The sequence below is a fragment of the Corallococcus sp. AS-1-12 genome, assembly GCF_020036995.1.
In the GTDB taxonomy this organism is placed as follows: domain Bacteria; phylum Myxococcota; class Myxococcia; order Myxococcales; family Myxococcaceae; genus Corallococcus.
Genome location: NZ_JAIQDD010000016.1, coordinates 81,616 through 106,309, shown reverse-complemented (window position 1 = coordinate 106,309; position 24,694 = coordinate 81,616). Strand labels below are relative to the sequence as shown.

The window sequence follows — 24,694 nt, the reverse complement described above, 5'->3', positions numbered from 1 at the left end:
GTTGACCCATGAAGACCCTGCGACACCTGACCTCCACCCTGCTCATGGCCACGGGCCTGCTGTTCCTCGCGGCCTGCGGCGACGGCAAGTCCCACGTCACCCTGAAGCTGACGGACGCCCCGGGCGACGGCATTGAAAAGGCCGTCGTCACCATCTCCAAGGTCTACCTGAAGGGCAGCGTGGAGGGAGACAAGGACGGCAAGGGCGACGTGGTGCTCCTGAGCGAGCCCGTCACCACCGACCTGCTCACGCTGGCCAACGACACCGCGGACCTGGTGAAGGACGCGGAGGTTCCGGCCGGCACGTACAAGGAGCTGCGCTTCGTCATCACCGGCGGCTACATCCAGGTGAACCAGGACGGCGTCAGCCGCATCTTCGCCACCTCCGACAACTACGAGGGGCTGCCCGAGGGCGCCCGGGTGGACGGCCACCTGCAGATGCCGAGCGCCAGCAGCTCCGGCCTCAAGGTGAAGTTCGACAAGGACGCGGACGTCACCATCACCAGCGATGACGACCAGAAGGTCATCCTGGTGGACTTCGACGTCGCGCAGAGCTTCGGCAAGGAGGCCGGCGGCTCCGGCCAGTGGGTCATGCGCCCCGTCATCAAGGGCGCGGACATGGAGTTCTCCGGCAACGTGGAGGTGACGCTGGAGGCCGGGAGCGTGACCCTGCCCATGGGCTTCCCGCAGTTGGCCGGCTTCTCCGCGGTGCTCATCAACGCCGACGGCAGCCGCGAGACGCTGGCCTTCAGCGCCAGCACGGAGACCCGCTACGTGGCGAACTTCAAGTACCTGCTGCCCGGCACCTACCAGGTGGACCTGGTCGGCCCCGAGGGCGTGACGTTCAGCACGGACATCACGCGCCCGGCGACCGCGACGGTCGGCTCAGGCGCGCAGTCCAACGTGAACTTCGTCCTCACGTCCTTCGACGTCGAGTAGTCCCACTTCGGGGTTCAGGCCGCCTTCTCGCCCGGCTGCGCCTGGGCGGCCTGGACCTCGAGGGCGATTTCAATCTTCTCGCCCACCAGCACGCCGCCCGCCTCCAGGGCCTGGTTCCACGTCAGGCCGAAGTCGCTGCGGTTGATGGACGTCTTGGCCTCGAACGCGGCCTTGGTGTTGCCCCACGGGTCCTTGGCGATGCCCAACTGCTCGGCCTCCAGGACGACCTCGCGGCTGATGCCGCGGATGGTGAGCTGACCCGTCACCTTCAGGTGCTTGCCGGAGGGCTCCACCTTCGTGCTCTGGAAGGTGAGCGCCGGGAACTTCTCCACGTCGAAGAAGTCCGGCGAGCGCAGGTGGTTGTCGCGCTGCTCGACGCCCGTGTGGATGCTCGCCGCCTCGATGGAGACGGACACGGAAGACGCCGCCAGGTTCGCGTCGTCCAGCGTGAGGGTGCCGCTGAACTTCGTGAAGTTGCCGCGCACCTTCGCCACGACCATGTGGCGGACGCTGAAGTGGATGCCCGTGTGCGTGGTGTCGATGTTCCAGGTGGTGGTGGCCATGGTCGTCTTCCTTGTCGTGAGCGCCGCGCTGGCGGCGGTGTGTTTCAACGAGGCGTAAGGTAGCGGCCCCCCACGTTCCGGATTAGACGGGACGCACAGGATGCACTGTTCCACGGCTGGAACAGTCCTGCGCCTGCGCGAGGGAAGGGCCATGGACCTCAACGAACTCCTCGTCTTCGCCCGGGTGGTCCAGGCGGGCAGCTTCACGGCGGCGGCGAAGGCGCTGCGCATGCCCAAGTCCACCGTGAGCCGCAAGGTGTCCGAGCTGGAGGAGCGCGTGGGCGCGCAGTTGCTCCAGCGCACCACGCGCACGCTGCACCTGACGGAGGTGGGGCGCGCGTACTACGCGCACTGCGAGCGCATCGTCGCGGAGGCGGAGGCGGCGGAGCTGGCGGTGACCCGCATGCAGGCGGGGCCCCAGGGCCTCCTGCGCGTGACGACGCCCCTGTCCGTCCACTTCCTCGCGCCGCTGGTGGCGCGATTCATGGAGCAGTACCCGGACGTGCAGGTGGAGCTCCTGTGCACGGACCGCGCGGTGGACCTGATGGAGGAGGGCTTCGACCTGGCGGTGCGCGCCGGCCGGCTGCCGGACTCGTCGCTGATGGCCCGGCGGCTGGGGGACATCGAGTGGCTCGTGGTGGCCTCACCCGGGTATCTCCAGGCGCGGGGCGCGCCGAAGACGCCGTCGGACCTGGCGAAGCACGACTGCCTCTTCTTCGGCAAGTCGGTGCAGGGCAATGTCTGGACGCTGCACGCGGGCGGGCGCTCCGTCGACGTGAAGGTCTCCGGGCGGCTGGTGGTGAACGAGCCGGACATGCTGCGCGCGGTGACGACACTGGGCGCCGGGGTGGCGCTCATCCCGGGCCAGCAATGCATCGAGGACCTGGCGTCCGGGAGGCTCCAGCGCGTGCTGCCGGACTGGAGCTCCACGGGCGCGCCGGTGCATGCCGTCTACCCGCCCACGCGCCACCATGTGCCCAAGGTGATGGCCTTCGTGGAGGTGCTGCGCGAGCACTGGCCCCAGAACCCCGAAGCACTCAAGCGGGCGAAGCGCTGAGACAGTGCCGGCGTTTCGTTCCGCGGATGGAACGATGTGTCCCGAGGTTCGCGTCTGGCCAGGGGGCGTTCGCAAGCGCATGTTGTGCCTCGAAAGGAAGCACACACCATGATGAACGTTCGCCCCTCCGAAGCACGCGGTCACGCCAACCACGGCTGGCTGGACTCGCATCACACCTTCTCGTTCGCGAGCTACTTCGACCCCGACAACATGGGCTTCCGCGCCCTGCGCGTCATCAACGAGGACCGCGTGCAGGCCGGCGAGGGCTTCGACACGCACCCGCACCGGGACATGGAGATCATCACCTACCCGCTGAGCGGCGCCATCGCGCACCGTGACAGCACGGGAGGCCAGGGGCTCCTGCGCGCCGGTGAAGTCCAGCGCATGACGGCCGGCACGGGCGTGATGCACAGCGAGATGAACGGCTCCAACGAGGACGTCCACTTCCTGCAGATCTGGATCATCCCGGAGAAGAAGGGCCTGAAGCCTGAATATGAGCAGAAGTTCTTCCCGGAGAAGGACCGGCAGGGACGCTGGCGCGTGGTGGCCAGCCCCGACGCCCGCGACGGCAGCCTCACCGTGCACCAGGACGTGCTGCTCAACAGCACGCTGCTGAGCCCGGGGGAGAAGGCGGAGTACACACTGCCCAAGGGGCGTCACGCCTGGGTGCAGATCGCCCGCGGCACGGGCACGCTCAACGGCGTGGCCCTGAAGGCCGGTGACGGAGTCGCCGTGTCCGACGAGTCGAGCCTCGTGCTCACCGCCTCCGAGCCGCTGGAGGCCCTGCTGTTCGACCTGGCCTGATGCGCCGGGCACGAAGAAGGCCCCCGGGTCCCTGAGGGGATCCGGGGGCCTTGTCGTTTCTGGGCCCCCTCCCCGCCTGCCTCACGGGTCCCACTGGATGCGGTAGGAGCAGGCGTGGCCGTCGAAGTCGAACGGCTCCACCTGGAGGTTCCGGGCCCCGGCCCTGGCCAGGCCCGCCTCGATGATGCCGCGCATGTAGCCGGGGTTCCCGTTGCACTCGCTCACCCGGAGGACGTGGTGCGCGAGCCCCTGGGTCTCCAGCTCCGTCTGGAGGTAGTTGTTCACGGTGGCGAAGCTCTCCTGGATGCGGATGACGACGCGCTCCGGCCCGAAGATGGGCCACATCGCGACCAGCGCCTTGCCCAGCATCGTCTGCTCCACCCCCTGGATGAGCCCCGCGCCCAGGCGCCGGTAGGCCTCGCCCGTATCGACGTCCGGGTAGAGCTCCCGAGCGGTGATGCGGAGCGCCTCCGCGAACACGACCCGGGGCGTGTTCCGGGGGATGGGCGCCTCCAGGTCCAGGCCGGCCTGCTTCAACTGGCGCTTCAGCTCCGGAGTGAGCCGCCCTCCAATGGAGCGAAAGAGCCCTTCAATCGTGTGACGATAGACAACCTGCTCGGCCATGAATCCGTCCGGGGGTCGGATGTAATTGCGCGCAGCCCTGATGGCAGCTCACGGCAATGTCATCACGAACGCGCGACCGGCCGCCAGACGTCACGTAACCTCAATCAAATCCGTCTGTCTTTCCCAGACACCGGAACTGCGCAGCTATTCAGGTGTTACGCGGCTCCAGGGAACTCCCCGGCTATCGTCTCAGCCGCCCCACCGGATGCGGTAGGAGCAGGCGTGGCCGTCGAAGTCGAAGGGCTCGACGCGCAGGTTCCTGGCGCCGGCCTTGGCCAGGCCCGCTTCGATGAGACCGCGCAGGTAGCCCGGGTTCCCGTTGCACTCGTTGACGCGGATGATGTGGTGCCCGGGGCCCTGGGTGAGCAGCTCCGACCGCATGTAGTTGTTGACGGTGGAGAAGCTCTCCTGGATGCGGACCACGACGCGCTCGGGCCCGAAGATGGGCCACATGGACACGAGCGACCTGCCGAGCACGGTCTGCTCCATCCCCTGGATGATGCCGACGCCCAGGCGCCGGTAGCCCTCGCCCGCGTCGAGCTGGGGATACAGGTGCTCGACGGTGACGCGAAGCGCCTCCGCGAAGATGGGCCGGGAGGTGTGGTGCGGAGACTGGGCGTCCAGGTCCAGGCCCACGTCCTTGAGCTTCTTCCGGAGCTCCGGAGTGAGCCGATCCCCGATGGAGCGGAACACCCCCTCCACCGTGTGGCGATAGACGATCTCTTCTTCCACGAAACACCCCGGCCCAGCCCGGCGGTCCCATTCCGCCGTGTCGCAAAGTATCGTAACCGATCCTCCTGACGAATCCGAAGCCCCCCAGGGGCCAGGATCCGGGTCTGTGGCGTCCCACCCATGTTTCACGGCCGGCACGGGAGATTAATCTCGTATTGCGCGACTCCAGCGCCCCCGGACGCCCGGGGTGGGCTCCGCGCGGATGTTTGTCTTTGATTGAGGCCGGACGTGATGGACCCACCCGGGGTCAGTGGAAACCGCATCAGCCTGAAAGGGCTAGCGGTTTTCCCTGACATCGTTTTTCGACCTATCGGGGCATGACAGGAATTGACGGCATTTGATAGACCCTCGCGCCCGGGGGGCCATGGCCAGACAGCCCTTCTCTCGCCCAGCCTTGGAGACGTCGAATGCGCACGCCGTCAGTCCTTGCATCCGAGCACCATTCCGCGAAGTCCTTGTCCACGCACCAGGGAAACCAGCTCAGCCATGAGCTGTGGTCGCTGGTCCAGCGAGGTCTGGTCTACCCCTCGCCCTACGCCGTGTTCGCGACGTTCTGGCGCACGCCGGAAGGCACCGGCGAGCCGCTGACCCGCGCGCTCCTCCAGAAGCTGATGCGGGACGTGCGCGAGGAGATCCACACCCGCTACGGGAGCGCCAACACCACGGCCATCGTCGGAGTGGGCTTCCGGCTCTGGCAGGAGTGGTGCGCCGAGGACGGGACCGACCTGCCCGAAGGCATGAAGCTGGCCTTCCCGGAGGAGTCCTCGCCGGACTGGCGCTCCAGCGTGTTCTCCCGCTCGAACGGGACGTTCGTCGACTCGCAGGGCGACCTGTGGTTCCACATCAAGTCCGACGAGGAGTCCCACTGCGACGCGGTCTTCGACTTCATCCACGCGCGGCTGCAGGACCAGGCGCGCTGCGTGCGCTCCGGACCGAGTGACCACCAGAAGGCGGCCACCAAGTCCACGCGCCCCGACAAGCGCGGCGGCAAGGTGCTGGGCTGCCGCTTCTCGGAGAACCTCAACAACCCGTCCGACCCGGTCTCCATCCAGGAGCAGACGCTGGTCGGCTTCGAGGACCCCGCGCACCTGGGCGCCTCGTTCGTGCTCGCGCAGCGCTTCGAGATCAACTGGGAGCACCTGCTGGACATGAGCCCCCAGCAGGTGGAGGACCTGGTGGGGCGCACCACCGAGGACATCCTCATCCCCAGCCAGGACCAGCGCAGCCACATCAAGAGCGCCCGCGTGCAGGACGCCCAGGGCAACACGCTGCAGGTGCTCCGGCTGGGACTGCCCTTCGGGCAGGCGAACACGGTGCACAACACGGAGCTGCGCGCCAAGGGGGCCAGCCTCCGTGACGAGGCGGGCATCTACTTCGCGGGCTACGCCCGGAGCGTCCGCGCGCTCGAAGCGGTCATGAACCAGCAGATTGGCGACCAGCGCGGCTTCATGCGGGACCGGCTGCTCTCCGAGGTCCGCTCCAACCTGGGCGGCTTCTATTACATCCCCAGCCAGGCGGACCTGGGGCTGGAGCCCGTGAAGCTCCAGAGCGCCGAGCAGCAGGACTGGAAGCGCTTCCCCGGCGTGGACTGGAGCCGGCTGGACCGGCACTTCGACGTGGCCTCGTCGAACGGGTACATGCATTACAACCACAAGAACTACCTGTTCCAGATGGCGACGATGTCCGGGGACAAGCGCCGGACGCACCAGCCCCCGTCCAACCGGGTGCTGCAATTGCTGTCGGACGCCTTCTCCCGCTGGCAGGACAACTGGTACGTCAACCGGTCGCAGCAGGAGCTGGAGCACCTGTGCGCCTACGTGGCGCGCCAGTACGGCCCCGCGAAGGCCCGCGAGGTGATGGGGCTCTCCGTGGTGGAGCGCATGGGCTGGGCCATCAAGGTCAGCCTGGGCCAGGTCTTCGCCAGCGACGCGTATGGCTTCCGGGGGCGCCGTCAGGACGCGCAGGGCAACTGGTACAACGGCGCGGACACCTATCGCATCCACCCGGTGGAGCTCATCGTTGGGGCCATGCCCAACCTGGGGCTCGGCCAGGGGCGGTATGTCATTGACTACGCGCGCAAGGACGAGGAGCTGGGCAACTTCTTCGCGGGGCTGAGCTCCGCGTCGGGCGTGGGCCACCTGGTGCCGGGCTTCCAGCGCGCCCTGGACCGGGGCCTGGGAGGGCTGATGGCGGACGTGCAGGCGCGGCACGACGCCACCCAGGATGAAGGCAAACGTCAGTTCTACCGGGGCGTCGTGCTGTCATTGGAGGGCGTGCGAGACCACTGCCTGGCCTACGCGGCGCTCGCGGGCAAGATGGCCGCGGAGCTGTCCCTGGGGCAGCACGCGGAGCGCGACAACCTGCTGAAGATCCAGGAGCGGATGCAGCGGCTGGCGACGGAGCGGCCCCAGACGATGCTCGAGGCCGCGCAGCTCCTCTTCACGCTGCACGCGGGCCTGCACCTGATTGGCGAGCCCACGGCGGTGGGCCGGTTGGATCAGATGCTCTTCCCCTTCTACGAGCGCGACGTGGCGGCGGGCGTGCTGGACGACGAGCAGGCGCAGGAGATCATCGACTGCTTCTGGGTGAAGCTGGGGGAGAAGGTGCTGCTCAACCGCCAGTTCGTGGAGGACCACCAGCCCTTCGGCAACCTGGCCATGGGCGGGATGAGCGGCAACTACCCGCAGGGCGCCGCGAACAACCAGTGGATCCAGCAGGTGACGGTGGGAGGGACGGTCGCGGACGAGACGCCCGGAGAGGGCCGGCCCGCGTACAACCGCGTCACCCTGCTCTGCCTGCGCGCGGCCCGGAGGCTGCCGCTCAACGCGCCGTGCCTGTCATTGCGCGTGCGCAAGGACATCCCGCCCGAGTACCTGCACGAGGCGGCGCTGGCCATCCTCAGCGGCGGCGCGCACCCCATCCTGCTCAGCGACGAGAAGATCATCCCCGGGCTGCTGCACAGCGGTGACGGCGTGGGCCAGGGCACGCAGCCCACCGCGGCCACGCCTGTCGCCGAGAAGGCCGGCCGCGCGTGGAGCAGCGAGGTGGTGCTCCAGGCGGCGCGGGACTACGCCTGCGACGGCTGCTACGAGCCGCAGATCGTGGGACAGAACTGGTTCACGCTGGGAGGCATGACGGCGCTGTCGCCGCTGGAGGCCGCGCTCAATCAGGGCAAGAGCTGGAGCACGGCGGGCCCCATGTACTTCCGGGGCCAGCGCGTGTCCTTCACGTCGCCGCCGCCCTCGGCCATCCAGTCCTTCGAGCAGCTCCAGGATCTGTTCTTCCAGCACCTGAGCTGGATGTACGCGAAGCAGGCGGACGGCCTGGTGGGCGTCTTCGGAACCATGAGCGCCGTGTGCCCGTCGCCATTGCTGTCGGTGTTCGTGGACGACTGCATCGACAAGGGGTTGGACCTGTACGGGGGGGGTGCCCGCTACAACATGGTGGCCCCGTGCATCACGGCCCTCTCCACGGTCATCAACTCGCTGTACGCCATCCGGAAGATGGTGTTCGAGCAGGACACGGCGGTGACGTCCCTGCCGGAGCTGGTGGAGGCGCTGCTGTGCGACTGGGGCTACAAGATGGACGAGCCCTTCATCAGCACCTTCGCGGGCCCCGCGCGCATCGAGGCCAAGGCGCAGCGCTTCCGGGACCTGCGTCAGGTGGCGCTGGCCCAGCCCCGCTACGGCCGAGGCAACGAGGAGGTGGACCGCTTCGGCAACGCCTTCATCCAGCGCGTAGCGGAGACGGTGGTGCGCGTCTTCACGGAGCCCGCCGAGCCCACGGCCCAGAAGATGGTGGACCTGGCGAAGCGGTTCGGGACGCCGGAGAAGCCGTTCGGCGGGTTCCAGGTTCAGCCCGGCGCGGGCACCTTCGAGAACTACCTGGAGTTCGGAGCGACCTGCGGAGCCTCCGCGGACGGGCGGAGACTCGGGGAGACGCTGGCCTCGGACCTGAGCCCGTCGCCGAGCATCGCGGATCAGCCGGTGGATCATCAGGAGGAGGGCTTCGTGCGAGCGCTGTCCGGCTACACCGGAGCGGGAGCCGAGGGCTTCACGAGCGGAGCGCCCACGGACTTCAACATCCGCGAGGACTTCCCCGTGGGCTCGCTGGAGCGCGTGCTGCAAGCGTTCGCCCGGGGCCAGGGCTCGAACATCCTGACCATCACCTGCGCCAACCCGGAGACCTTCGAGCACGCGTCGAAGGACCCGGAGAAGTACGACGTGCTCCGGGTGCGCATGGGCGGCTGGTCGGAGTTCTTCGTCGCCATGTTCCCGGGCCACCAGGCACAGCACCAGCGCCGGCCGCTCAGCACGCCTGACGTGGAGCGCTGATCCTGAAACGACACGAGCCCCCGGAGGAGATTCGAATCTCCCTCCGTGGGGCGGATGCGCCTGTCTCAGATCCGGGCCGAAGCGCGAGCGGTACAACCGCGTGAGGAAGTCGTACAGGACGAGTTCGGGGGCCCGCGCGTCCTCCGGCAGCATACCGTTGACGTACATGTGCATCTTCGGGCGCTCCGCGCGGAAGCACGCGCTCGCCGCGGCCGCCGCACGTCGCGTGAATCCCCCCCGGCATCAGGCGCAGCAGCCCCCGGGCCTCGGGGCGGGCATGGTGTGCGAGGGCTTCCTGCCGGAACGAGCCCTCATCCCACACAAAATCCGGCCGGAGGAGGTAACAAACCGGCTGCTCCGCGTCTGGGGGGGCAGGACCGTGCCATGTCCCCACCCGATGCTCTCCCAGACCTGGAGTCCCTTTCTCCTCCCCCTCGCGCCGACACGCCGCCTCTCCCTATTGTGGAGCCCGAGGCACGGCGCCGGGAGGGGCGCCCACCAGCTATGAGCATTGCAAGCCGCGGGCATCGCCTGGGAGAGCTCGCCATGCAGCACCGCGGCTGGCTGATGGGCCAGGCACTGAAGCTGTGTAGGAACGAGACCGACGCGGAAGACCTGGTGCAGGAGACGCTCCTGCGCTTCGTCAAGGCGTTCGAGGACCGCGAACCACTCCCTGAGCGGAGCACCTGCGTCTCCTGGCTCACCAACACCCTCTCCCACCTCTTCTACAGCCAGTGCCGCAAGCAGCAGGTCCGGAAGCAGCACGCCAGCGATCCGGTCTTGGCGGAGCGGGTCGGGCTGGCGCCGGAGCAAGGCGTGGCGTCCGAGTTCAACGTCCCTCCCGAGCAGCTCGCCCGGGCCGTCTCCCAACTGAGCCCTGAAAAGCAGGCCACGTTCGAGCTGTATGGCAAGGGCAAGAAGTACCGGGAGATTGCCAGCGCGCTCGGTATCCAGGTGGGGACCGTCTCCAAGCGCCTGCATGACATCCGCGTGCAGTTGGGCAAGCTGCTGCGCACCAACGACAAGGTGAACTGATGGCGCGCCCCTGTGACAATGTCGAGTTGTTCGTCGACGGGGAACTCCCGCCCGCCGAGGCCGAGGTCTTCCGTCAGCACCTGCCGGACTGCGCGGGGTGCCAGCACGCAATCCCCAACCTGATTCAGTTCAGGTACCAGGCCAGCGAGCACATCAGACTCGTCGGCGAGCGCCCCTCGGGATCCGCTCCGCTTCCCGCCCCGTGGAGGCGTCCCGCCGCCTGGGCCACCGCCGCGCTTCTGGGGGTGCTGCTGGCCGTGCTGGCCGTGCGGCAGCGCCCCGGCCCCGCGCAGGGGGCGGACGACCTCCTGGCGCAGGGGCCCGAGCGCCGGCTGGAACAGCGATTCAGCCTTCGCGAGCTGGACCAGTACCGGCCTCTCGCCGGCACCTACATGTCCGGAGAGCCACAGGCCTCCACCAGCGGCGCGTCATACGAGGCGCTGAGCGCGCTGGAGCGGACCCAGGACTTCCAGAAGCTGGCCATCACCGACGTCCTCCACAACGGCCGCGACGCGGCGAAGCGGGCCCTGGAGGCGCTGGACAAGCTTGCGCCCTCCCCCGAGCGGGAATCCGACCGGGCCGCCATCCTGCTTGAGCAGGGGGACTTCATCGCGGCCCTCCACGCCGCCGACGCGGCCCTGACGGGGCGCCCGCGCATGCCCCAGGCCCTGTGGAACCGGGGCTTGGCGCTTCGAGAGCTACAACTGCCGGGAATGGCAGCCCAGGTCTTCGCCGAGATCGCCAGCCTGCGGGAGCCCGGCTGGGCGGACGAAGCCGCCGGGAAGGTGGTCGAGCTGCGCCGCGCGATACCGGACAGGAGGGGGGCGGAGGCCCTGAAGGAGCTGGGCACATCCCTGCTCGACGTGCCCGTCTCGTCCATTCCCAGCGACTTCCACCTGCGGCCGAGCGCCCGGCTCTATTTCTATGACGCCGTCCGCACGGCCCCCAGCCCCGAGCGCGTCAGCAACCTGGAGCCCCTGGCCCGCAAGCTGGATGCACGGGCCGGAGGCCGGGTGCTCCAAGACTATGTGGAGCGGGTCGCCCGGGCGGACTTCAAGCGCCGGGGCCCGCTGGCCCGGGACTACAAAAAGCTGCTCCAGGGGCGGCTGTCCCGGTCCCAGCAGGAACAGCTCCTCGCCCAGGTTCGCGCGTCCGGAGAGGACGACCTGCTACTGGGTACGCTGGTCCTCATGGGCGCGGTCCCCGAGCACCTGGAGCTCTTCGAGGCAAAGGCCACGGCGAGCAGGGACCCCTGGTTCGTCCTGACGGCGGCCTGGTTCCGGGCGCAGAAGGACTGGGCTCAGGCTCAGCAGGAGAGCCCCCCCGCAGGCACGGAGCGGGCCGGGGAGCACGCCGAGCGCGCGCTCCGGACGCTGGCGGGGGCGTTGCCCCTGTGCCACACGCCGGGCCTGGACTACCGCTGCACTCAGCTCCGCATCGACCTGTCCACCTACTCCACCCACCTGCACCGGCTGGAAGAGGCGCGGGCGTACGCGGAGGAAGGGCTGACGCTGGCACGCCGGGGAGGCGAGTGGTTCCTGGAGCGGGCCCTGCTCCAGAACCTGGCGCAGGTGGCCCGCATGGTGAACGACGGCTCGCTGGCACGGGCCTACTACGGAGAGGTGCTGGCACGGGACGCGGAGGACCCCGACCTCCAGCGCCGCCTGCACCAGCACCTTGCGGACGTGGCGTGGCACGAGCTGCGCGTGGACGAGGCGCGGCGGGAGCTGGACGCGGCGCTGGCCACCGGCCTGGCCCTCTCCCCGAGCGGTGCCTTCACGCTCGCTGATCTCGCGCGGCTCAAGAGCGCGCCCGGAGATGAGAGCCACCTCCAACGGGTGCTGGATGAGGCCCCCAAGACGAGCAACCCCTGGGTGGCCAGACACGCGATGGGGCGCTTCGTCATCGAGCGAGACCCGGGGCGAGGACGCGCGCTGCTGGGCGACCTCCTCCAGCAGGTGGAGGGTCCCGCGCAGGAGGGCAATCCCACCGCGCGGCGGGTGCGCGCCTACAGCTTCACCTCGCTCCTCTTCGAGGCGGGCCAACGTGGCGCCCATGCCGAGGCGTTGAAGCTGCTGGAGCGGGAAAGAGGCTCCCCTCTCCCCTCCGAGTGCCTGCTGGCGGCCACCGTGGATTCCGAGCGCACGCTCCTGCTCGTCCTGGATGCACGAGGCGCACTGACGGGGTATTTCGACGCGTCCCGGCGCCAGCCCCTGAAACAGCGAGTCGACGGGCTGGTGCCGGAGACGGTGCTGACGCCGCTGCGCGGCTGCCGTCAGGTAGAGGTGCTCGCACGGCCCCCCCTCCATGGCCGCGCGGGCCTGCTGCCTTCGGAGTTCGCCTGGAGCTACCTGACGCGCGGTGGGGAACGCCCGCCTCCGCCTCCGGGCCGCCCGCGCCACCTCGTGGTCTCCGAGGTGCAGTTGCCGAAGGACCGCGAGCTGGAACGACTCAACGCCTGGACGCCCGGGTTCGGCGTGGACGAGGAACAGGTGTTGCTCTCTGGCGCCCAGGCGACACCGGCCCGTGTGCTCGCCGCCATGGAGGACGCCACCGAGGTGGACCTGGTGACGCATGGGGAAATCACGCCCCACTCCAGTGCCTCCTACCTTGTGCTGGCTCCCGATGTGGGCGGCCCGGAACTGCGCGGCCCGCGAGTGCGTCAAGCCTCCTTGAAGCGGGCGCCCTTCGTGGTTCTGGCGGCGTGCAAGGCGGCGCATACCACCTATGCGGTGCATGAGCCGCTCAGCCTTCCCGCCGAGCTGCTCGCGGCGGGCGCTCGAGGGGTCCTGGCGTCAACGGAGAAGCTGCTCGACAAGGAAGTGAATGTCTTCTTCAACCGGGTGCGTGAACACATGCGCTCCGGCCTGCCTCCCGCGGTGGCGCTCCGTGACGAGCGGGAGGCATGGCGTCGGGAAGGACGCACCCGGGACTGGCTCGACACCATCCTGTTGTTTGAATGAAGTGAGGTAACAAAACGGTCCAAGGGCGTCCTTGAGCGCGGGTGAATTTTCAGCACCTGCGCCCGCAGGAAAGGGAGCCAGCCTTGGACAAACCAGACCTACCGTTCAACGACCTCGAGTTCTCCACGGAGGACCCCATCTGGACGGGAGGAGACGCGACCACGCGACGCGTCTACCTCATGCCAGTCTCACCGCCCTCGGAGTTCGTGGCCTTCGGAGCGCTCGTTCCGTCAGAGCCCTGCTTCGTGGCCCGGGGCCGGGTGGAGCAGCACCTGGGGCCCTTCATCGAGCGCATGGCTCGGGACGGCGCGAAGGTGGAACTTTATGACTGGCCGCCGCTGCCGGACTGGCTCGTCAAGGAGTACGCCTCCAACCCGCCGTGGGAAGGCCATGAGGTGGAGAACCCAACGGGCACACCGGTGCGAGGCATGGTGCGGTCCAGCGTGGACACCTATGAGCCGAGGCCGGGCACGCCGCTGTGGACGCCGGGTGAAGCAGTCCGGCGAAGCATCTTCATCATCCCGGTGAAGGACGCTTCGGAGTTCCTTGCGCTCGGAGTCATCACGGGCACTGACACGGTGGTGTTCTCGAAGAAGGGCATGGTGCAGGGGGCGCTCGGGGCGCTCATCGCGCAGGCGGTGAATGAAGGGGCCCGCGTGGAGTTGCACGCCTGGCCTCCGCTGCCAAAGGACGTGCTTCACCTCTACCTCGAGCCCGTCCTCGACACTCCCCCGCGCTGAGGCCGCCATGACCTTCGAACTCCTGTTGGCTCATGCCGATACGTGCCGACCCGTGCTCCACCCGGGGCTCGACGAATCGGCACTGCATTCATCCCCGCTCACGCAGTCCAATCCCAAACCCAAACGTCTGTGGGACGCGCTGGGAGACCTGGATGACTTGCGTGCGCAGCGTTGGGGTGTCGTGTACCCGGCGACGCCCGCGGGAGAGCGGCTCCTGGAACTCATCGAGCCGCTGCGGGAGCTGCGCCAGCAGGAGCAGGGGGGCGCCCCAGCGCGGACCTATGCCGTCACTCCCGGAATGGACTGGGAGGAGGCGCACCGATGGAAGGCGCGGGTGCTGGGCAGCGAGCAGGTGGAGGAGCAGGACCGGCCCCGCTACCTGCTGGTGCTGGGAGACCTGGACGAGGTGTCGCTGGAGTTGCAGCAGGTGCTGGCCACCGATGCGCTGGTGGGGCGGCTGGCGTTTGCCAATGAGGAGGGCTACCGCGCATACGTCGCCAAGGTGCTGCACCGGGCGGAAGCGCCCTCACCCGCGGACCGGGCCCGCCTGCTCTTCTACACCTCGCGCGACGGCACGGACGCGACGGAACTGGGCTACCGGAAGCTGGTGGAGCCATGCCTTGCCACTTGCATACGGAACCAGCGCACGGGTGCGCTCCCGGTCGAGCCACCCCGAAGCCTGGCGGACGACGGTACCGCGGAGGGGTCCAGCATCGGCCGGTTCCTCGCCCATGCCGCCGGAGCGGAACCGGCCGTGCTGCTCTCGGTCAGCCACGGGCTGGGCATGCGCGAGGGTGGCTGGCTGTCGGCGGAAGACCAGCGCGCCTTGCAGGGAGCGCTCCTGCTGCCGGGCCATGAGCGGCTCACCGCGGCGGAGGTCACGGCGCGGCCCTTCTTGCCGGGAGGCCTGTGGTTCTGCTTCGCCTGCTTCAGCGGGGGCACGCCCGCGCTGAGCGCCTATGCGCCATGGCTGGGAGACCTCCACCGGGACGGAGCCGGGCGCGTCACGCGCCTTCTGCCTCGGCCCGGAGAGCGCCCGTTCATCGCCGCCCTTCCCCAGGCCGCGCTGGCCAATCCAGAGGGGCCCCTGGCGGTGGTGGGTCATGTGGACCTGGCGTGGAGCTTGAGCTTCAACGATCAGGGGCGGAGCCGCCACGAGCGCTTCCTGGGCGTCATCAAGGCCCTCGCCAGCGGGAGGCGGGCCGGCGCGGCGCTGTCGAGCCTGCTCCGGTTCGCCAACGAGACGAGTGCCTCGCTGACGTCGAGCTACCACCAGGAGAAGGTCGCGCTCACCGCCGGCCGGCAGTACAGCGCATCCCCTGCCGCGAGGGCGAACCTGTGGATGCTGTACCACGACCTCGCCAGCCATGTGCTGCTGGGAGACCCGGCCGTCCGGCTCCCGCTGAAGCATGGGGGCATGAGGTAACAAACTTCTCCGAGCGCGTCTGTCTTCGCACCGGCCTCACGACACCGGAAAGCACACATGCCTCCCAACCAAGCCCCCCTGGAAATCACGCTGGAGCTCTGTGGAACGCAGTCACCGGAGACGCTGTATCCCTTTCCATGGAAGAGACAACAGTATCTGGCGCGCTGCACCCATGGGAGGAGCGCGCCCGTGGAACTTCGCTGGCCCAAGCTCCGAGAGGAGTTGAGGGCGCTGCTGCGGGCAACCCCCGAGTCGCGCAACTTCAAGCGGCTGTCGGAAGCCCTGCGAGGCTTCATCCAACCGGCGGAATGGCTTCGCGCGGAAGACAAGATTCAATACGCGCTCAAAAGCCGACAGCCGGTCCACATCACCGTCTGCTCCAACAACGCCGACGAACTGTACTACCTGCCCTGGGAGTTGCTGCCCACGGGCTTCAAGGGGCCACCCCTGGTGGGAGTGGAGAACTGCCTGCTCCGGTATGAGTGCAAGGACAGGCCCGTCCGGAAGCCGGTTGCCTCGACCCAGGGGCGCATCCTCTTCGCCTGGTCGGATGCAGGTGGTGGAGTGCCCATGGACGGCCACCTCGATGAGATCCGCGCTGCTTGTGCCGCTGCTCAATTTCCTTTCATCGAAGAGGAGGACGTCCTTGAGCGCGTATCTCCACGGCGCCTCGCAGAGAAACTGTCGGAGACAGCTCGTCCCGTGACGGCATTGCACCTGCTCTGTCACGGGTCCAAGGTGGACGACGGCGCCTATGGGCTCGTCTTCGACCCGTCCGAAGAGGGCGGTGAGCCAGAGCGCGTGGACCAGTGGCAACTGGCCAGCCTGCTCTTCTCATCCCGCCACGACAGTCCCCTGCGGCTCGTCACCTTGTGCGCCTGCCAGGGCGGGGACTCCGGCATGCCCGCGCATCCCCTGGGAAGCATTGCCCGGATGTTCCATGTCCAAGGAGTCCCGGCGGTCATCGCCTCGCGGATGCCGCTGACCTGCGCGGGCTCCACCACGCTGACAAAGGCGATCTACCAGAGCTTGCTCGTTCAACAAGAGGACTTGTGTACAGCCCTCTCGAGTGCGCGAAAAAAGTTGCAGCGGGAGCACTCCAGTTCGAGCGACTGGCTCTCCCTGCAGTTCTACGCGCCCGCCGACAGCCCGGCCGCGCTCACGCCATTCAGCGCCCTCCCCGCGATTCCCACCACCCCGGCGGCACGAGGTGACCTGGTCCTCATCTGTCACGAGTCGCTCAAGCAGACCCACGTGACGCCGACGGAAGCGGACGCACCGGAGCTCTTCGCCCATCGCCACGTCCGGCCGAAAATCCTCATCGACCAGCACCAGGCCATCGGCGAGCGCCGATGGGAGAACCTGGAACCGGAGGTGGCTCGGCTCGCCGCAACGGATGGGGTGCTCCGGACCGCCTTCGCCGAGCGCGACACCGAGATTCTCTACTACGGGTTTCCCTATGTCCCGCTGGCCATGCTCGCGGGCTACCTCGCCGACTCGCGCCCGGTCCACGTGCTCGAACACGATCGGACGCGGCAGCGCTTCACCTGGCAGACGGACACGGTGGCGGCTCACCCGCCGCTGGAGGTGGTGACCCGACACGGCGAGACAGGTTCCGCGGCCCGGGTGAGGGTGTCCATCTCCAACGAGGTCAGGCCCGAGGACTGCGCACAGGTGCTCCCGGACTCCGACATCCGGCTGGACCTGCACTTCCATCTGAGTGCACCCGAGCGAGGCGTCGTGAGGAGGGAGGCGCAGTTGCTGGAGTACGCCCAGACCATTCGCCAGATCATCGACCGGAACATCGGTGGCAAGCCGGAGTTCACCAGCATTCATGTCTTTGCCGCCGTGCCCGTGAGCATCGCGTTCCACCTCGGTCGGGCCCTCGCCTACACCGGGCTGCCCGAGTGCTTTGCCTACAACTACAACGCCGACGACGCGCCCCGGTACAAGTGGTGCCTGAGCCTCAAGGCAGCCAAGGCAGCCGACCCGAAGCAGCCGAGCATCACCATCTTCCCTTCACCCTCCCAAGGGAGCAATGCCAACCATGGCTGACATCCAGACATACCTTGAGCAGTTTGACGACAAGATCCGCCTCAAGCGCTTGAAGGAGAACAAGGAACTCATCGAGAAGCGAGACATCATCCTGAACAAGCTCCGTGAGCGCTTCGAGCTGATGCGCGAGGGCGAAGACGACGAAGAGGGCATGGACATCCCCTTCTTCGCGTTCATCAACCAAGGCAGCTACGAGATGGGCACGGGCATCCATCCGGCCGAGGGGCAGGACTATGACATCGACGTGGGGCTGACGTTCAACGCCGCCAAGGCGGACTACCCCAACCCCGTCACGCTCAAAGCCCTGGTGGCAGACGCCCTGGAGGACCACACGGACCTCGGCACCGAGGTCCGGAAATCCTGCGTCACCATCAAATACAAGCGCGACGGCGAGCAGGCCTTCCACGTCGACCTCGCCGTCTACACCTACGATGACCCCAAGAGCGCCACGAAGCGCCGCTACATCGCCAAGGGAAAGGTCGGCTCGGGCGACAAGGATCGGTACTGGGAGGAGTCGGCCCCGGAGGGCCTCGCGCTGTGGGTGGAGCAGCGCTTCAAGGACCGGGAGCAGGAGCAGTTCCTGCGGGTGATTCGTGCGCTGAAGCGGTGGAGGACGGAGAAGTTCAAGACGGATGGCCAGAACGCGCCATCGGGCATCGGGCTCACGGTGGCCGCGGGCCAGTGGTTCCAGCCGAATATCATCACCAGTGACGCTTTTGCCGCCAGGAGGAAGCCCGATGACCTGACGGCGATGCGGGGCTTCGTCGCGAAGCTGGTGAATGCGTTTCATCACGTGGGGTCGAAGCAAGACGGGACGCCGCTCTACCGACTCGAGGTGAAGGTGCCCGTCGCGCCCTGGAAGGACATCTTCGTGAAGATGACGGACGGGCAGATGACGACGTTCCGAGATCGGCTCATCCAGCTCCGTGACCAGCTCGACAAGGTGATGCAGCAGCCGGATCCCGTCGACGCCTGCAAGCTGATGCGTGACCAGTTCGGCCCAGAGTTCCCTATCCCCGACAAGTCGAGCACGGGGAGCAAGGCCTCGCCGGCCATCATCTCCGCCGCCACCTCGGCCTGAACGCATGTCCGCCGCGATCATCGCCCAGCAGGAAATGCACATCCGGGTGCTCCAGCAGCTTGCCCACAGCGGGCTGCTGGAGGACTGCGGCCGGCCGATCTGTCTCCCCGAAAAGTGGTCGGGCACCCGCACCGAGGCGACGTGCACGGGGAAGATGACCGTGGAGGGGCAGACCTTCTGGCTCCGCGTCCGTCTGCCTTGGGAGTTTCCCCTGTGCCTTCCCATCGTCTCCGTGGAGAAAACAGACTCGGAGGCCGCCCTGCCACACTTCACCAATGACGATGAGGTGTGCTTCGCGTCGGATGTGGGCTTGCTCGACAGGCGCCGACCCGACGCCATCCTGCATGAGTCGATTGAGCGAGTCCGCGCCCTGCTCCGCGACATGCTCCGGGGGGACCGTGGCGGGGAGTTCCTCCGGGAAATCCAAGCCTATTGGTTCGGCATTTCCAGCGGACACCGTATCGACTGCACTGTCACTGCGGACAACCGTCCGCGCTTCATCTCCGCCCTGTACCGGGGAACGGAGTTGCAGGCGTTGGCAGATGATGCCGACTCCTATGCACACTCATTGCCAGACAGGAGGGCCGGAGGCCTGATCGCCAAGAAGGCCCTCTACCTGCCGCTGTCTCCTGGTGACGGCAATCCTTCCTTCCTGCCGAAAGAGCTCACGACGCCCGAGGGCCTCCGCAAGTACGTACGACGAATGCCCGACGGAATTCAGGGTGCCCTGGCCGGTCTGCTCCGTCGCTTCGACGTGAGCGAGCACCTGGTGGTGCTGGGCTTGAAGAGGCCGCAGGGAGAGCGGGCCGTGGTTGGCGTCCACCTCAAGGGGCTGGAGCACGGCCACCCCTTGCTGCAAGACCGTACCGGCGCGCAGGTCGAGCCTATCGCGCTGATGCGGAGGGACCCGGACTACCTGCTCCCCAGGGGCGGCGCGGAGCACGGGCTCCGGGAGCGCCGTGTGCTCATCGCGGGCTGTGGCTCCGTCGGAGGCCACATCGCGCTCGCCCTCGCACGAGCAGGTGTGGGTGGACTCACGCTCGTGGATCCAGACCTCTTCATGCCGGAGAATACCTTCCGGCACGTGTGTGGAATGCGCTGGCCTTCCACGCTCAAGGTCACCGGGCTCAAGAAGGAAATCGAGAGCCGCACCCCCTATGTCTCCGTGCAGCCGATAGCCGGCTGGCTCGAAAAGCTCCTCCAGGACGAGCCAGGCATCGTCCGTGGCCACGACCTGGTGATTGCAGCGCTGGGCCAGCCCACCCTCGAACTCCATCTGAACGAGTGGGCCTGGTCGAATGCCGAGCACCCACCCGCCCTTTTCACCTGGCTGGAGCCCTACGGCCTGGGCGGGCATGCCCTTCTGACCCACGTGCGAGGCAAGGACGCAAGGCAACGCGGCTGTCTGGAGTGCCTCTACGACCGCGACCTGGGAAACCGCGCGGCCTTCGCCGACCCAAGAGGCACGTACACGCAGGACGTACTCGGCTGTGGAAGCCGGTTCATGCCCTTCGCGGACCTTGATGCACAACGCACCGCCGAGTTGGCCACGCGGCTGGCGCTGCGAGCGCTCCGGCAGGAGGCCCATGAAGCGCCGCTGCTGTCCTGGAAGGGAGATGCCCGCCAGTTCCGGCAGAAAGGGTTCACTGTCACGCCGCGCTATGAGCAGGAACCGGACAAGCTGGAAGCCACCTGGCTCGACTACAGGCGCGACGACTGCCTCATCTGCGCGCCTGGCCCCACCTCATGAGTGGGCGCCTGTTCCGCCGCGCGGGCGGTGCCGTGGTGAAGATCGACGCGGCGGCGCTCACGGACCTGCTCCGCTTCAGGCAGTCAGGGTTCCAGCGCGCGGAGGCCGGCGGTGTGCTGCTCGGCCGCCGCATCCTGGGCAGTGCGGACGTGGTCATTGACGAGGTGACCACCCCCCTGGAGGGAGACCGCCGGACCCGCACCACCTTTTACCGAGCCCAGGAGCGGCACCAGCAGGTCATTGACGCGCGCTGGAGCGAGTCCGGAGGAACGTGTCAGTACCTCGGCGAGTGGCACACGCACCCGGAGCCGCTTCCGGTTCCATCCCGCATCGATGTGCTGGACTGGTGCCGCCGTCTGGATGAGGACCGCTTCGACGGCGAGTCCCTCTTCTTCCTCATCGTCGGCATCGACGTGGTCCGCGCCTGGGAGGGCTTCCGCCAGCCGCGGATCATCGTCCCGCTGAACCCGGTACCTGAGGAGTCCTCCAGAGGCGGCACACCTGCTTCTTGATCACATCCTTCAGGCCGCTGGAGACCTTCTCGAAGACACGGCTGACGCAGATTCGTTTCATCACTCCACCAGCGAGGGGGTGGCACTGGGAGGACGTCAGAGGCCGGGCAATGGCTCGCGCCGGGTCGGCTGAACGGACGCATTCGCTGCTCCTGCAGCACTGGCCGCTGGCTGCCGGTTGCTCTGCGCCCACGCGCGGATGGATGGCCAGAGGGCGCAGAACGACACGGCGCGCACTCTTGATATGCGCCCGAGGGGCACGCTGGGGGCACCTGGCCAAGCGAGCACCCAGCCTGAAACGACAAGAGCCCCCGAGTCTTTCGACTCGGAGGCTCTTGTTCGGAGTGCCCAGGGCGGGATTCGAACCCGCACACCTTTCGGCGCCACCCCCTCAAGATGGTGTGTCTACCAGTTCCACCACCTGGGCGTTTCGGCGGGGTCCATGTACCGGACCCCGTGGATTCACGCAACAACCATTTCAACGGTCGCGTGAATCCGATGCTTCCTGACGACTACGGCGCAGGCGTCGTCGGCGCGGGAGCCTGCTGGCCCTCCGCCGGCGGCGTCGCGGAACGCTCCTGCTCCACCGCTCCCGGAGCAGCAGGCGCCGGCGTCGTGGCTCCCGGGGTCGCCGGGGCCGTCTTCGCCGGCGGCGTCGCCACGGAGCCTCCCGCGGCCACCGAGCCGCGCAGGCCCACGAACGACAGGCCCAGCGAGGTCAGGAAGAACAAGCCGGCGCAGACGCCCGTCAGCTTGCTCAAGAAGGTCACCGCGCCGCGGCCACCGAAGGCGCTCGTCGCGGCGCCGCCACCGAGGGCGGAACCCATGCCGGCGTCCTTCCCCGGCTGCAGCAAGATGACGAAGATCATGAACACGCAGAGCAGGACGTGCACGATCGTGAAGAAGGTCAGCATGGGTGTTCCCAACGCTCCGTGAAAAGAGGGCGCAACCTACACAAAGTGGTCAACGGGTGACAACTTCTAACGGGGAGACCGGCCTCAGCCAGCCGCCTTGACGATGGCCACGAAGTCCGCCGCCTTGAGGCTCGCTCCCCCCACGAGCGCCCCGTCCACGTCCGGCTGACCCAGCAATTCCGCCGCGTTGTCCGGCTTCACGCTGCCGCCGTACTGGATGCGCACCCGCTCGGCCGTCCCCTCGTCGTACATCCGGGTCAGCAGGCCCCGGATGGCCGCGTGGACCTCCTGCGCCTGCGCCGTCGTCGCCGTCCGGCCCGTGCCAATCGCCCACACCGGCTCGTACGCCAGCACGAACGTCGCCACGTCCGCCCCGGAGAAGCCCTCCAGCGCGCCCCGCACCTGGCGCTCCACCACCGTGAGCGTCTGGTTCGACTCGCGCTCGGCCAGCGTCTCGCCCACGCAGACGATGGGCGTCATCCCGGCGGCCTTCACCGCCTTCGCCCGCTTGTTCACCGTGGCGTCCGTCTCACCGAAGAACTGCCGGCGCTCCGAGTGCCCGACAATGACGTAGGCACACCCCAGCTCCGCCAGCATCGGCGCGCTGATTTCGCCCGTGAAGGCGCCCGAGGACTCCCAGTGGCAGTTCTGCGCCGCCAACTGGAGGGGCGCCCCCTCCAGCGCGACGTGCAGCGGCTGCAACGCCACGAACGGAGGCGCGATGGCCACCTCCACCTTGTCGCCCAGCGCCGCCACCGCGCCGCGAAGCTCCCGCACCAGCGCCAGCGCTTCCGGCACCGTCTTGTTCATCTTCCAGTTGCCAGCGACGATCTTCCGACGAGCCATCGAGGTGTCTCCCCCGGTGCGTACCGCGTGGGTGCCCTACTTCGTCTCCAGCGCCTTGATGCCAGGCAGCGGCTGGCCCTCCAGGAACTCCAGCGACGCGCCGCCGCCCGTGGACACGTGGCTCATCTTGTCCGCGTAGCCCATCTGCTCCACCGCCGCCGCGCTGTCGCCGCCGCCAATCACCGTGACGGCGTCCTTGTTGATGGCCATCGCCGCGGCCACCGAGCGCGTGCCCTCCGCGAACTTGTCGACCTCGAAGCGGCCCATGGGGCCGTTCCACACCACCGTCTTCGCGTCGCGGATGCGCTGCGTGTACATCGCGCGCGTCTTGGGGCCGATGTCCAGGCCCATCATGTCCGCCGGCACCACCTGATCCGGCGTCTCCCGCACCGGGCCCTTGCCGTCCGGATCCGCGCAGACGATGTGGTCGATGGGCAGCACCAGCGGCGTCTTCAGGCGCTTGGCCGTGTCCAGCAGCTTCGCCGCCAGCGCCAGCTTGTCGCCCTCCTCCACCCGGCTCTTGCCCACCTCAATGCCCTGCGCCTTCAGGAAGGTGTACGCCATGGCGCCGCCCACGAGCAGCGCGTCCACCTTGGGCAGCAGGCTCTCGATGACCTTGATCTTGTCGCTCACCTTGGAGCCGCCCAGGATGGCCACGAAGGGCTTCTGCGGATTGCGCAGGACCTTGTCGCCCAGGTACTCGATCTCCTTGCGCATCAGGAGGCCGGCGGCCTTCTCCTTCACGAAGGGCACCATGCCGGCCGTGGACGCGTGCGCGCGGTGCGCCGTGCCGAACGCGTCGTTGACGTAGACGTCCGCCAGCGCCGCCAGCTCGCGCGCGAAGGCCTCGTCGTTCGCCTCCTCCTCCTTGTGGAAGCGCAGGTTCTCCAGGAGGAGCACCTGCCCCGCCTTCAGGTCGTTCACCTGCTTCTTCACGTTGTCACCCACGCAGTCGTCCGCGTGGATGACCTCGTGCTTGCCGCCCAGCAGCTCCGCCAGCTTCTCCGCGACGAGCACCGTGGACAGCTTGGGGTCCGCCCCCTTGGGCCGGCCGAGGTGGGACGCCAGGATGACCTTGCCGCCCATCTCCAGCGCGCGCCGGATGGTGGGGAGCGCTTCGCGGATGCGGGTGTCGTCGGTGACGCGGCGCCCCTCCAGCGGGACGTTGAAGTCCACGCGGATGAAGACGCGCTTGCCGGTCAACTGCAGGTCATCGATGTAGCGGATCATCTTGGGTGTCCCTTGTGCCTGTCTCGGTCGGCCTGATGTGACGGGGAGGCGCTACGCCACGCCCTTGGACACGAGAAACTTCGCCGTGTCGACCATGCGGTTGGAGAAGCCCCACTCGTTGTCGTACCAGGCCATGACCTTGAGCAGGTTGTCGCCCATCACGTAGCAGTTGGTCGCGTCGAAGATGGCCGAGTGCGGGTTGCCGTTGTAGTCCACGGACACCGTCTGCGCGTCGCTGAACTCCAGCACGCCCTTGAGCGGGCCGTTGGCGGCGGCCTTCATCGCGGCGATGACCTCTTCGGCGGTGACCTTCTTGGAGGTGTTCACCGTCAGGTCCACCAGGGACACGTTCGGGGTGGGGACGCGGACGGACAGGCCGTGCATCTTGCCCTTGAGCGACGGGAGCACCTCACCGATGGCCTTCGCGGCGCCGGTGCTGGTGGGGATCATGGACAGCGCGGCGGCGCGGGCGCGGCGCATGTCGTCGTGGGTGAGGTCCAGGATGCGCTGGTCGTTGGTGTAGCTGTGCACCGTCGTCATCAGGCCCTTCTCGATGCCGAAGTTGTCCACCAGCACCTTGGCGATGGGCGCCAGGCAGTTGGTGGTGCACGAGGCGTTGGACACGATGTGGTGCTTGGCCGGGTCGTACTCGTTGTGGTTGATGCCGTACGCGATGGTCAGGTCCGGGCCCTTGGCCGGCGCGGAGATGATGACCTTCTTGGCGCCCGCGGCCAGGTGCTTGGCGGCGGCGTCACGGGCCGTGAAGCGGCCGGTGCACTCCATCACCACGTCCACGTTCATGTTCTTCCAGGGCAGCGCGGACGGGTCCTTCTCCGCGGTGACGGCGATCTCCTTGCCGTTCACCACGATGCCCTTGTCCGTGTGCGAGACCTCGCCCGGCCACGTGCGGTGCACGGAGTCGTACTTGAACAGGTGGGCCAGCGCCGCCGGCTTGTCGAGGTCGTTGATGGCGACGATCTCGAGGTCTTCCTTGCGGCTGAGCGCGGCGCGCAGGATGCAGCGACCGATACGACCGAAGCCGTTGATGGCGAGCTTGATGGCCATGGTGTTTTCCGTCTCCTTGAAGGAG

Annotated in this window: 19 protein-coding genes and 1 tRNA gene; 12 read left to right on the top strand and 8 right to left on the bottom strand. The window is 68.0% G+C overall.

Annotation, left to right across the window (positions count from 1 at the left end):
- The first annotated feature begins 8 nt into the window (after positions 1-8).
- Entirely contained in the window at positions 9-938 is a 930-nt protein-coding gene (locus tag K8556_RS23885; RefSeq protein WP_223742384.1) for a DUF4382 domain-containing protein, read from the top strand.
- A 14-nt stretch (positions 939-952) separates the two neighbouring features.
- On the opposite strand, the gene K8556_RS23880 is transcribed toward K8556_RS23885, so the two are convergent.
- Positions 953-1,501, bottom strand: coding sequence for a YceI family protein (locus tag K8556_RS23880; protein WP_223742383.1), 549 nt, complete (start codon positions 1,499-1,501; stop codon positions 953-955).
- Positions 1,502-1,652: 151 nt separating this feature from the next.
- On the opposite strand from K8556_RS23880, the gene K8556_RS23875 reads away from it, so the two are divergent.
- Positions 1,653-2,558 (top strand): LysR family transcriptional regulator, encoded by a 906-nt coding sequence (locus tag K8556_RS23875; RefSeq protein WP_223742382.1) that lies wholly within the window; start codon positions 1,653-1,655, stop codon positions 2,556-2,558.
- Positions 2,559-2,666: 108 nt separating this feature from the next.
- On the top strand, positions 2,667-3,362 hold the full coding sequence (locus K8556_RS23870; protein ID WP_223742381.1) for a pirin family protein: 696 nt from the start codon (positions 2,667-2,669) through the stop codon (positions 3,360-3,362).
- An 81-nt stretch (positions 3,363-3,443) separates the two neighbouring features.
- Here the strand turns inward: K8556_RS23870 and K8556_RS23865 are convergent, their stop codons facing one another.
- Positions 3,444-3,986, bottom strand: coding sequence for a DUF2378 family protein (locus tag K8556_RS23865; protein WP_223742380.1), 543 nt, complete (start codon positions 3,984-3,986; stop codon positions 3,444-3,446).
- 189 nt (positions 3,987-4,175) lie between these two features.
- Positions 4,176-4,718 carry a DUF2378 family protein gene (locus K8556_RS23860; protein ID WP_223742379.1) on the bottom strand — a complete coding sequence of 181 codons (543 nt, stop codon included), beginning with the start codon at positions 4,716-4,718 and terminating at the stop codon, positions 4,176-4,178.
- Positions 4,719-5,125: 407 nt separating this feature from the next.
- Between K8556_RS23860 and K8556_RS23855 the strand changes: the two genes are divergently transcribed.
- The 9 genes from K8556_RS23855 (at position 5,126) to K8556_RS23815 (ending at position 20,614) form a co-directional block, all read left to right on the top strand.
- The gene (locus K8556_RS23855; RefSeq protein ID WP_223742378.1) at positions 5,126-9,052 is read left to right on the top strand and encodes a Dyp-type peroxidase; all 3,927 of its coding nucleotides are present in this window, start codon (positions 5,126-5,128) and stop codon (positions 9,050-9,052) included.
- A gap of 504 nt (positions 9,053-9,556) precedes the next feature.
- A complete protein-coding gene (locus K8556_RS23850; RefSeq protein WP_223742377.1) occupies positions 9,557-10,087 on the top strand; it encodes an RNA polymerase sigma factor in 531 nt (176 codons plus the stop codon).
- Entirely contained in the window at positions 10,087-13,050 is a 2,964-nt protein-coding gene (locus K8556_RS23845; protein WP_223742376.1) for a CHAT domain-containing protein, read from the top strand. The genes K8556_RS23850 and K8556_RS23845 overlap by 1 nt, the downstream gene beginning before the upstream one ends.
- A gap of 83 nt (positions 13,051-13,133) precedes the next feature.
- Entirely contained in the window at positions 13,134-13,790 is a 657-nt protein-coding gene (locus K8556_RS23840) for a hypothetical protein (protein WP_223742375.1), read from the top strand.
- Positions 13,791-13,797: 7 nt separating this feature from the next.
- Complete coding sequence (locus K8556_RS23835) at positions 13,798-15,216, top strand: hypothetical protein (protein WP_223742374.1); 1,419 nt, start codon at positions 13,798-13,800, stop codon at positions 15,214-15,216.
- A gap of 189 nt (positions 15,217-15,405) precedes the next feature.
- Positions 15,406-17,271: an SAVED domain-containing protein gene (locus K8556_RS23830; protein ID WP_223742373.1), complete on the top strand. Its 1,866-nt coding sequence runs from the start codon at positions 15,406-15,408 to the stop codon at positions 17,269-17,271.
- A complete protein-coding gene (locus tag K8556_RS23825; RefSeq protein ID WP_223742372.1) occupies positions 17,264-18,352 on the top strand; it encodes a cyclic GMP-AMP synthase DncV-like nucleotidyltransferase in 1,089 nt (362 codons plus the stop codon). Before K8556_RS23830 ends, K8556_RS23825 begins: the two co-directional genes overlap by 8 nt.
- A 4-nt stretch (positions 18,353-18,356) precedes the next feature.
- Positions 18,357-20,102 carry a ThiF family adenylyltransferase gene (locus tag K8556_RS23820; protein WP_223742371.1) on the top strand — a complete coding sequence of 582 codons (1,746 nt, stop codon included), beginning with the start codon at positions 18,357-18,359 and terminating at the stop codon, positions 20,100-20,102.
- A 32-nt stretch (positions 20,103-20,134) separates the two neighbouring features.
- Positions 20,135-20,614 carry a Mov34/MPN/PAD-1 family protein gene (locus K8556_RS23815; RefSeq protein ID WP_223742370.1) on the top strand — a complete coding sequence of 160 codons (480 nt, stop codon included), beginning with the start codon at positions 20,135-20,137 and terminating at the stop codon, positions 20,612-20,614.
- Between the two features lie 345 nt (positions 20,615-20,959).
- Here the strand turns inward: K8556_RS23815 and K8556_RS23810 are convergent.
- The 5 genes from K8556_RS23810 to gap form a co-directional block, all read right to left on the bottom strand.
- Positions 20,960-21,041 (bottom strand) — tRNA-Leu (locus K8556_RS23810).
- Positions 21,042-21,126: 85 nt separating this feature from the next.
- The gene (gene secG, locus K8556_RS23805; RefSeq protein WP_223742369.1) at positions 21,127-21,528 is read right to left on the bottom strand and encodes a preprotein translocase subunit SecG; all 402 of its coding nucleotides are present in this window, start codon (positions 21,526-21,528) and stop codon (positions 21,127-21,129) included.
- Between the two features lie 84 nt (positions 21,529-21,612).
- Entirely contained in the window at positions 21,613-22,374 is a 762-nt protein-coding gene (gene tpiA / locus K8556_RS23800; RefSeq protein ID WP_171422625.1) for a triose-phosphate isomerase, read from the bottom strand.
- Positions 22,375-22,410: 36 nt separating this feature from the next.
- Positions 22,411-23,604 carry a phosphoglycerate kinase gene (pgk, locus tag K8556_RS23795; RefSeq protein WP_223742368.1) on the bottom strand — a complete coding sequence of 398 codons (1,194 nt, stop codon included), beginning with the start codon at positions 23,602-23,604 and terminating at the stop codon, positions 22,411-22,413.
- Between the two features lie 51 nt (positions 23,605-23,655).
- Complete coding sequence (gene gap, locus K8556_RS23790; RefSeq protein ID WP_223742367.1) at positions 23,656-24,669, bottom strand: type I glyceraldehyde-3-phosphate dehydrogenase; 1,014 nt, start codon at positions 24,667-24,669, stop codon at positions 23,656-23,658.
- Positions 24,670-24,694 lie beyond the last annotated feature (25 nt).

Coding starts and splice junctions, on each gene's coding strand:
- K8556_RS23820 (WP_223742371.1), top strand. CDS start 18,357: ATGTCCGCCGCGATCATCGCCCAGCAGGAAATGCACATCCGGGTGCTC.
- K8556_RS23880 (WP_223742383.1), bottom strand. CDS start 1,501: ATGGCCACCACCACCTGGAACATCGACACCACGCACACGGGCATCCAC.
- K8556_RS23845 (WP_223742376.1), top strand. CDS start 10,087: ATGGCGCGCCCCTGTGACAATGTCGAGTTGTTCGTCGACGGGGAACTC.
- secG (WP_223742369.1), bottom strand. CDS start 21,528: ATGCTGACCTTCTTCACGATCGTGCACGTCCTGCTCTGCGTGTTCATG.
- tpiA (WP_171422625.1), bottom strand. CDS start 22,374: ATGGCTCGTCGGAAGATCGTCGCTGGCAACTGGAAGATGAACAAGACG.
- K8556_RS23875 (WP_223742382.1), top strand. CDS start 1,653: ATGGACCTCAACGAACTCCTCGTCTTCGCCCGGGTGGTCCAGGCGGGC.
- gap (WP_223742367.1), bottom strand. CDS start 24,669: ATGGCCATCAAGCTCGCCATCAACGGCTTCGGTCGTATCGGTCGCTGC.
- K8556_RS23825 (WP_223742372.1), top strand. CDS start 17,264: ATGGCTGACATCCAGACATACCTTGAGCAGTTTGACGACAAGATCCGC.
- pgk (WP_223742368.1), bottom strand. CDS start 23,604: ATGATCCGCTACATCGATGACCTGCAGTTGACCGGCAAGCGCGTCTTC.
- K8556_RS23855 (WP_223742378.1), top strand. CDS start 5,126: ATGCGCACGCCGTCAGTCCTTGCATCCGAGCACCATTCCGCGAAGTCC.
- K8556_RS23850 (WP_223742377.1), top strand. CDS start 9,557: ATGAGCATTGCAAGCCGCGGGCATCGCCTGGGAGAGCTCGCCATGCAG.
- K8556_RS23870 (WP_223742381.1), top strand. CDS start 2,667: ATGATGAACGTTCGCCCCTCCGAAGCACGCGGTCACGCCAACCACGGC.
- K8556_RS23835 (WP_223742374.1), top strand. CDS start 13,798: ATGACCTTCGAACTCCTGTTGGCTCATGCCGATACGTGCCGACCCGTG.
- K8556_RS23865 (WP_223742380.1), bottom strand. CDS start 3,986: ATGGCCGAGCAGGTTGTCTATCGTCACACGATTGAAGGGCTCTTTCGC.
- K8556_RS23885 (WP_223742384.1), top strand. CDS start 9: ATGAAGACCCTGCGACACCTGACCTCCACCCTGCTCATGGCCACGGGC.